Source organism: uncultured Idiomarina sp., from assembly GCF_964010655.1.
In the GTDB taxonomy this organism is placed as follows: domain Bacteria; phylum Pseudomonadota; class Gammaproteobacteria; order Enterobacterales; family Alteromonadaceae; genus Idiomarina; species Idiomarina baltica.
On record NZ_CAXGLS010000029.1, the window covers coordinates 23,282 to 30,198 of the forward strand.

General features: G+C 45.7%; 5 protein-coding genes. 3 read left to right on the forward strand and 2 right to left on the reverse strand.

The features are described 5' to 3' along the window. Positions 1 to 7: 7 nt before the first annotated feature. Positions 8 to 922 (reverse strand): acyltransferase, encoded by a 915-nt coding sequence (locus ABNS04_RS08375; RefSeq protein WP_272978499.1) that lies wholly within the window; start codon positions 920 to 922, stop codon positions 8 to 10. Between the two features lie 125 nt (positions 923 to 1,047). Here ABNS04_RS08375 and ABNS04_RS08380 point away from each other — a divergent pair, with 125 nt between their 5' ends. From ABNS04_RS08380 to ABNS04_RS08390, 3 genes are read left to right on the forward strand one after another with little or no spacing between them, the layout of a single operon-like run. Next, a complete protein-coding gene (locus tag ABNS04_RS08380) occupies positions 1,048 to 1,644 on the forward strand; it encodes a SulA-like SOS-response cell division inhibitor (RefSeq protein ID WP_272978497.1) in 597 nt (198 codons plus the stop codon). Beyond that, complete coding sequence (locus tag ABNS04_RS08385) at positions 1,641 to 3,056, forward strand: DNA polymerase Y family protein (RefSeq protein ID WP_348671352.1); 1,416 nt, start codon at positions 1,641 to 1,643, stop codon at positions 3,054 to 3,056. Before ABNS04_RS08380 ends, ABNS04_RS08385 begins: the two co-directional genes overlap by 4 nt. Next, a complete protein-coding gene (locus tag ABNS04_RS08390; RefSeq protein WP_348671354.1) occupies positions 3,056 to 6,139 on the forward strand; it encodes an error-prone DNA polymerase in 3,084 nt (1,027 codons plus the stop codon). The genes ABNS04_RS08385 and ABNS04_RS08390 overlap by 1 nt, the downstream gene beginning before the upstream one ends. A gap of 13 nt (positions 6,140 to 6,152) precedes the next feature. On the opposite strand, the gene ABNS04_RS08395 is transcribed toward ABNS04_RS08390, so the two are convergent. Further along, positions 6,153 to 6,701, reverse strand: coding sequence for a gamma carbonic anhydrase family protein (locus tag ABNS04_RS08395; protein WP_272978214.1), 549 nt, complete (start codon positions 6,699 to 6,701; stop codon positions 6,153 to 6,155). Positions 6,702 to 6,917: the final 216 nt, after the last annotated feature.

Genomic DNA, 6,917 nt, shown 5'->3' on the forward strand with positions numbered 1-6,917 from the left:
TTTGTCCTTATTGGTTATCTCGCTCCGCTTTTGCTTTTAAGCGACTGATAGTGGCATCTTTCTCCTGCCAACGTTCATTGAGCCACGTTTGAAACGACGCCTTAAACTCGGGATCATTTTGATAGTCACCGATTAATTCAGGTGTAATAGGTCGTGTTTTTATATCAACATACACATCACGTAATTGGCCACTCAGTAGGTGCCATACGACCGGGCGATCATCGTTACCAGGGTATACGATGGTTATATCAAGAATAGCCTCAAATTGATCACCCATGATTTGTAAAGCAAAGGCAGTACCGCCCGCTTTGGGTGTGAGTAGATGCTGGTAAGGACTCGACTTTTTGGCGTGCTTTTCGGGTGTAAAGCGTGTGCCTTCACAGAAATTCACTACCGTGGTGGGGATATGTTTAAACTTTGCACAAGAGCGCGCGGTGGTTTCGATATCCTTGCCTTTTAAGTGCGGCTTTTTCTGTAGTTTCTCTTTTGAGTAGCGGCGCATAAACGGCATATCAAGCGTCCAACAGCCCATTCCTACAATGGGAACCCACAGTAACTGATACTTTAAGAAAAACCGAGGCATAGGCACGTTACGGCGTGTTAGGTGCATGAGTACCAGAATATCAACCCAGCTCATATGGTTGGCCATAATTAGGTACCAACCTTTTTTGTGAATATTTAAGTCCCCCTCGATATGCCAAGTCATTCGCTGAGTGAGCTGAAAGGTGACTGACATGCAATAGCCCCAGATACGAAATACTGAGTTGGCGAGGTGAGAGAAAAACCGAGTGAGTGGCGGAATAGGAAGCAGCAGTTTAAATATACCCACCAAGATCACCATTAACCCGACAATCGCCGTCGTCAGTGCTGCCCATGTGAAATTGATAAGGACGCGAAACGGAATTAAGAGTGTACGGATCATGATGGTGGCATTCCCTTCCCTTTGTTTAAAACAACAATCATAACGGAACAAATAAAGGTTGTCTGTTGCGAAATTCACCATTTTTAATATACTGTACATATATACAGTATTGCGAGGGTGACACAATGCAACCGAAATTAAAGCAATTGGTGAATAAAGGACTGCTCTGGCAAGGACGGCAAACACATTACCAAGAGCAGCGTTTTCTCAGTACAGGACATCCGTCATTAAATGAGTTGTTAGGCGGTGGGTGGCAGTTTGATGCGGTGCATGAGTGGCAGCTCGACTCTCCTTTTATAGAGCAAAAGTTACTTTGGCCATTACTCGAACAGTTACACGAGATAAATCAGCCTATATTTTGGTTAAATCCCCCAGCTTTACTATCGGCTGCGGGTTTACGCTGGCGTTTGAAGCAGGCCGATAGCTTGCACATTGTACTGAACACCTCGGTTAACGAAGCAGCGTGGGCTTTTGAACAAATTCTACAAAGCGGTGCAGGCGTTGCGTTTTTATGGCAACCCGAGTCAGAAAATCAGTCGAGTTATGTACGGCGTTGGCAAAAGGCAGTGCAACAAGGTCATCAAATGGGTTTCGTCCTAACAGCACTTGAGAAAACAGTGGAAGCGCGTGCCTATACTAACCGGCTGCATCTGTACCCAAATCACACAGTGGACGTTGTTAAGCGTCGTTATGGTTGGCCAGTTAATAATATCAGTTTATGAAACTGTGGCTTTATTTACATTTTCCTCGGCTATTGCTCGACAATATACAGCGTTTGCAACCGCAGATTCAGCCGTTGCCCGTAGCGTTGGTTTATCAGGAGCATCAAAAAGAGTGGCTTTTACAGTGTAATGAGACTGCACTGAGCCAAGGTTTAGAAGTGGGTCACAGTACGGTTTTAGCCCATACATTAGTCAACGATGCCGTATTTATGCCCTACTCTGAAGAAAAAGAGTCGCGGGTGTTAACACGATTGGCTGAGCGATTATATTTATCCGTTGATAAACAAGTACTATTTAAGCCGCAAGGTATTGCTATCGAGCTTGATAGCCTGCTGAAGCTCTATCAAGGTACTCAACCTTTAATCGATCATTTAAAAGAAGAGCTCGATACGCTAGGGATGAGTTATCAGATGAGTTTAGGGTTTAGTGCCCGCTCGGCACAATGTTTGGCGTGTGCAGGTATTGAACAACTCAGTACGGATCGATGTGTGATTGAATATGAGCTGGGGCACTTACCTATCAAGCAACTGTTACTTTCCCCTCAAATTGAAAAGCGCCTGCTCAGCACAGGTATTCATCAACTTAAGCAGCTTTGGTCATTATCTGCAGCCGATATCGGTAAGCGCTTTGGCGCAGGTCTGGTGGATGATATTCAGCGTTTAAAAGGCAATGAGTCACAGGCGTTTGACTTTTTCCGTCCGCGCGATGCCTTTATTACGCAATTGGATTTAGTGACAGAAATACAGCACTGGCAAGGTATGCTGTTTCCTCTTAAACGGCTCTTACAAGAGTTAGAGCAATTTTTATATCAGCGGCAAAAAGTGATTCGCCAGTTAACCATTGAGTTACAGCACCGTGATATTGAACCAACGACTGTGCCGCTTAAGTTGGCTGCGGATAGCTGGCGAGCGTCTGAGTTTCTTAATTTACTGCAGTTACAAATGAACCGCTATCCGCTTACAGCGCCAGTTATCGCTATTGAGATGAGAGCGCTTGAGTTATTTGAATTGACGCGTGATTCCGGATCCTTATTAACAAAGGGTGTTGCACATCAGCAAACGGTCACAGAGTTAGTCAGCCGATTACAAGCTCGGCTCGGCGAAAAGGCCGTTTATTGTCCGCAGCTATCAAGTGATCCCCGCCCTTTAATCAATGAACAGCGCGCCGCTCAAATGACGACACTCACAGTTCAGCGACATGCGCCGCGACGGCCACTTTGGTTATTAACGGAACCCGAGTTAGTACAAATTGAGCATTGGCAGTTATTAGAAGGGCCCGAGCGAATCCAGTCGGGTTGGTGGTCAACGTCTGAAGTCTGCAGAGATTACTGGCTCGCTAAAGATGAGCAACAACGACTAGGCTGGCTTTTCTTTGAAAAGAGTCACTGGTTTTTACAGGGGTGGTTTAGCTGATGCGTTATGCAGAACTGCACTGTTTGTCGAACTATAGTTTTTTGCGTTCAGCCTCTCACCCTAGTGAGTTTGTTGATCGAGCAACAGAGCTCGGTTACGAGGCGATTGCAGTAACCGATGAATGCTCAGTCGCTGGTGTGGTACGCGCCTATGAAGCGGCTCGCGAGCGGCCTATTAAACTCATTGTAGGGAGTGAGTTTATGGTGCCTGGAGCAGGTGTTTTTGTGGTGCTGTGCCCTACTCGCAGCGCTTATGCAGGCTTGTGTGAGAAAATCACTTTATTTCGACAACGTTCCGAGAAAGGTTCATACGCCGTTCAGCTGGATGACTTTTTGCATGGGTTCGATGAAGCGCTTTTGCTATGGTGGCCACAGTGCGACACCGAGGGTCTTTCTTACGCAAAAGCTTTAAACTTGGGGCATCAACTCAAGCGTCACTGGCGCGATCGTTTATGGTTACTCTACGAAAGACACTACCAACATAATGACAAAGCCTTATTTCGGATGGTCTGTCGCTTAAGTCAACAGGTTAAATTACCTGTTACAGCATCTAATGGCGCGGTTATGCATGACGAAAATCGGCAGCCATTACTGGATATTTTGAGTGCGACTAACGCTAACCAGTCGCTGGTACAGCATCCGGAGGTCTGTGCGTTAAACAGCGAACGTCGGTTACGTGATCTAAAGGCATTACAGGCGTGTTATCCAGCCAACTGGTTAACGGAGTCTGCAAAAATAGCTGACCGCTGCACTTTTTGTTTGTCAGAGTTACGTTACGAATACCCTGCCGAATTGGTGCCTAAAGGTATGACGGCACAGCAGTATTTACGGCACCTTACAGAACAGGGTGCTCAGCAACGTTATCCAGAAGGCGTTCCAGAGTCAGTTGTGAGTCAGTATGAGAAAGAGCTGAAGCTGATAGCCGAGCAACACTATGAGTATTTCTTTCTTACCATTTATGACCTAGTCGAGTTTGCTCAGTCTCAGGGGATTTTCTATCAAGGGCGAGGCTCTGCGGCAAACTCGGTGGTTTGTTACTGCCTTAAGATTACCGCGGTTAATCCCGCTCAGTTCGATGTGTTGTTTGAGCGTTTTATATCCAAAGAGCGAGATGAACCCCCTGATATTGATGTGGACTTTGAGCATGAGCGACGTGAGGAGGTGATTCAGTATATCTACAAGAAGTACGGTCGTAAGCGTGCAGCTTTAGCGGCAACCGTTATTCGCTATCGTTTTAAAAGTGCTTTTAGAGATGTAGGTAAAGCACTTGGTTTTAGCGAACAACAACTACAAACGTATCGACAAAACCTTGATCGTCGGGATAAAACACAGAATTGGAAGGAGCAACTTGCTGAGCAATACCCTGCTCTCGTTCAGTCTAAACGAGGACAGCACTTATTATCTTTAACTGAGCAGCTAATGGGATTTCCACGGCATCTTTCTCAACATGTGGGTGGTTTTGTTATCGCAGCCAATGAACTGACTCAACTCGTCCCCATTGAAAATGCCAGTATGCGTGATCGTACTGTTATCCAGTGGGATAAGGACGACCTGGAGGTACTCAAGCTATTAAAGGTAGACGTGCTGGCGCTAGGTATGTTGACTGCATTACGTAAGTCGCTTGGGTTATTAAAAGAAAAACGCGATCTAACGCTTGGGTTGGCCGATATTCCTCAAGAAGACCCCGTTGTTTATCGGGCCTTGCAGCAAGGTGATTCGGTGGGTGTGTTTCAAATTGAATCTCGCGCGCAAATGAACATGTTACCGCGCCTTAAACCCAACACTTTTTATGATTTAGTCATACAAATTGCGATTGTCCGGCCAGGACCTATTCAAGGCGATATGGTGCATCCCTATTTACGCCGAAGAGCCGGTAAAGAAAAAGTGGATTATCCCAGCGATGAAGTGAGACAAGTTCTGCAACGGACGCTGGGTGTGCCTATCTTTCAAGAGCAAGCAATTAAGTTGGCGATGGTAGCGGCAGGCTTTAGTGGGGGTGAAGCCGACCAGTTAAGACGTGCTATGGCAGCTTGGAAGAGTACTGGTAAATTGCAGCAGTTTGAGCATAAGCTGATTTCCGGTATGCGAGCGCGAGGTTACAGTGAATCCTTTGCGCAACGGCTGTTTCACCAGATTTGTGGCTTTGGTCAGTATGGCTTTCCAGAATCACACTCGGCGAGCTTTGCTAATTTAGCGTATGCCTCGGCTTGGCTAAAAGTGCACTATCCGGCGGCATTTTTTGTAGGCTTATTAAATAGCTTACCCATGGGTTTTTATTCACCGTCCCAATTAATTCAAGACGCAAAGCGCCATGGTGTTCGGTTTCTACCTGCGGATGTTAATTATAGTCAGTGGGATTACCAGTGGCTTGCTGACCAAGGGAACTGTGTGCGTATTGGCTTACGCCAGATCTTCGGACTATCTCGCTCACGAACCGAGTTGTTGTTGAACTCGCGTGCAGACGCTTTGTTTGCTAACACTGAGCAGTTACGTCGAGGGGGCTTACATGAATCAGATATTCAAGCCCTAGCAAAAGCTGATGCACTCACCTCTTTATCAGGACATCGTTATCAAGCCCAATGGGATGCTTTGTCACTCAGCGATCAGCAAATGCCACTTTTTAATGAAGTGGCTGATAATAAGAGTGAAATCTCAATTAAGCCGTCTGAGACTGAGGATATAAAAGCAGACTATGCGAGTACCGGACTTAGCTTACGCCGACATCCGATGGCGCTTATACGCAACCACCCTGAAGTGACTAAGAGTATTACTGCCGAGACTCTAGCAGGCTGTCGCTCTGGGCAGGTAATTGAGGTTATCGGTCTTGTGACTTGTCGACAAAGACCGGGAACTAAAAGTGGTGTCACTTTTTTAACCTTAGAAGATGAAACGGGCAATATGAATGTTGTAGTTTGGGCCAATACAGCGACTCTATATAGAAAGGCTTTTTTATCGGCCCAATTATTATGGGTTAAGGGCGTTATTGAGATGAGTGAAGGTGTGATTCATGTTGTAGCAGGTCGCTTAGAAGATAAAAGTGACCTGCTACAACTGAACAAGTTCGCCTCTCGGCGCTTTCATTAATTGCGAGTGTGATTCACGATATTGGCTTAACATCGATCAGATACTCATCTTTTAAGCGAACATAGTTTTCTGCTGATGCACTTAGGAATGACATTTCTTTATCGTTCAATGGTCTCTTCTTTTCTACTGGGCTACCAACATAAAGAAAGCCGGACTCTAATACTTTACCCGGCGGAACTAAACTACCCGCACCGATGATGACGTCATCTTGTACTTCTACGCCGTCCATAACGATAGCGGACATTCCTACTAATACACGGTTACCAATACGACAACCATGTAACATGCATTGATGTCCTACAGTGACGTCTTCTCCTATAATGAGTGGATCGCCATCGGGTTTACCAGCGCTTGCGCGACTCACGTGAAGAATAGAACCGTCTTGTACATTGGTACGAGCGCCAATATGGATATAGTTAACGTCGCCACGGGCTGCGACGAGTGGCCAGATGCTTGCATCATCGCCAATACTAACTTCACCTACGATGACTGAGCTATCATCTATATAGACGCGCTCGCCTAATTGCGGCTCCTTTTCATGGTAGCTACGGATATCAGCCATAACCCTACTCCTATCATCTTTTGTCTTTTCGAATTGTGCATTTAACTATAGCTGTTTTGCTTAAAAGCGCATAGTTTGTACAGTCTACTGGGAGAATTGGTCATAAAAGAAACGAACTGATTTAACTTTGACCGAACAGCAAAAAAATCAATTAAAATTGAAAAATAGCCCTTGACCCACGGAGATAAATGTCTAAAATACGCCCCACGTTTGAGG

What these genes read in the sequence shown, in the direction of transcription:
- ABNS04_RS08375 (WP_272978499.1), bottom strand. Translation starts at nt 922, where the DNA reads ATGATCCGTACACTCTTAATTCCGTTTCGCGTCCTTATCAATTTCACA.
- ABNS04_RS08380 (WP_272978497.1), top strand. Translation starts at nt 1,048, where the DNA reads ATGCAACCGAAATTAAAGCAATTGGTGAATAAAGGACTGCTCTGGCAA.
- ABNS04_RS08385 (WP_348671352.1), top strand. Translation starts at nt 1,641, where the DNA reads ATGAAACTGTGGCTTTATTTACATTTTCCTCGGCTATTGCTCGACAAT.
- ABNS04_RS08390 (WP_348671354.1), top strand. Translation starts at nt 3,056, where the DNA reads ATGCGTTATGCAGAACTGCACTGTTTGTCGAACTATAGTTTTTTGCGT.
- ABNS04_RS08395 (WP_272978214.1), bottom strand. Translation starts at nt 6,701, where the DNA reads ATGGCTGATATCCGTAGCTACCATGAAAAGGAGCCGCAATTAGGCGAG.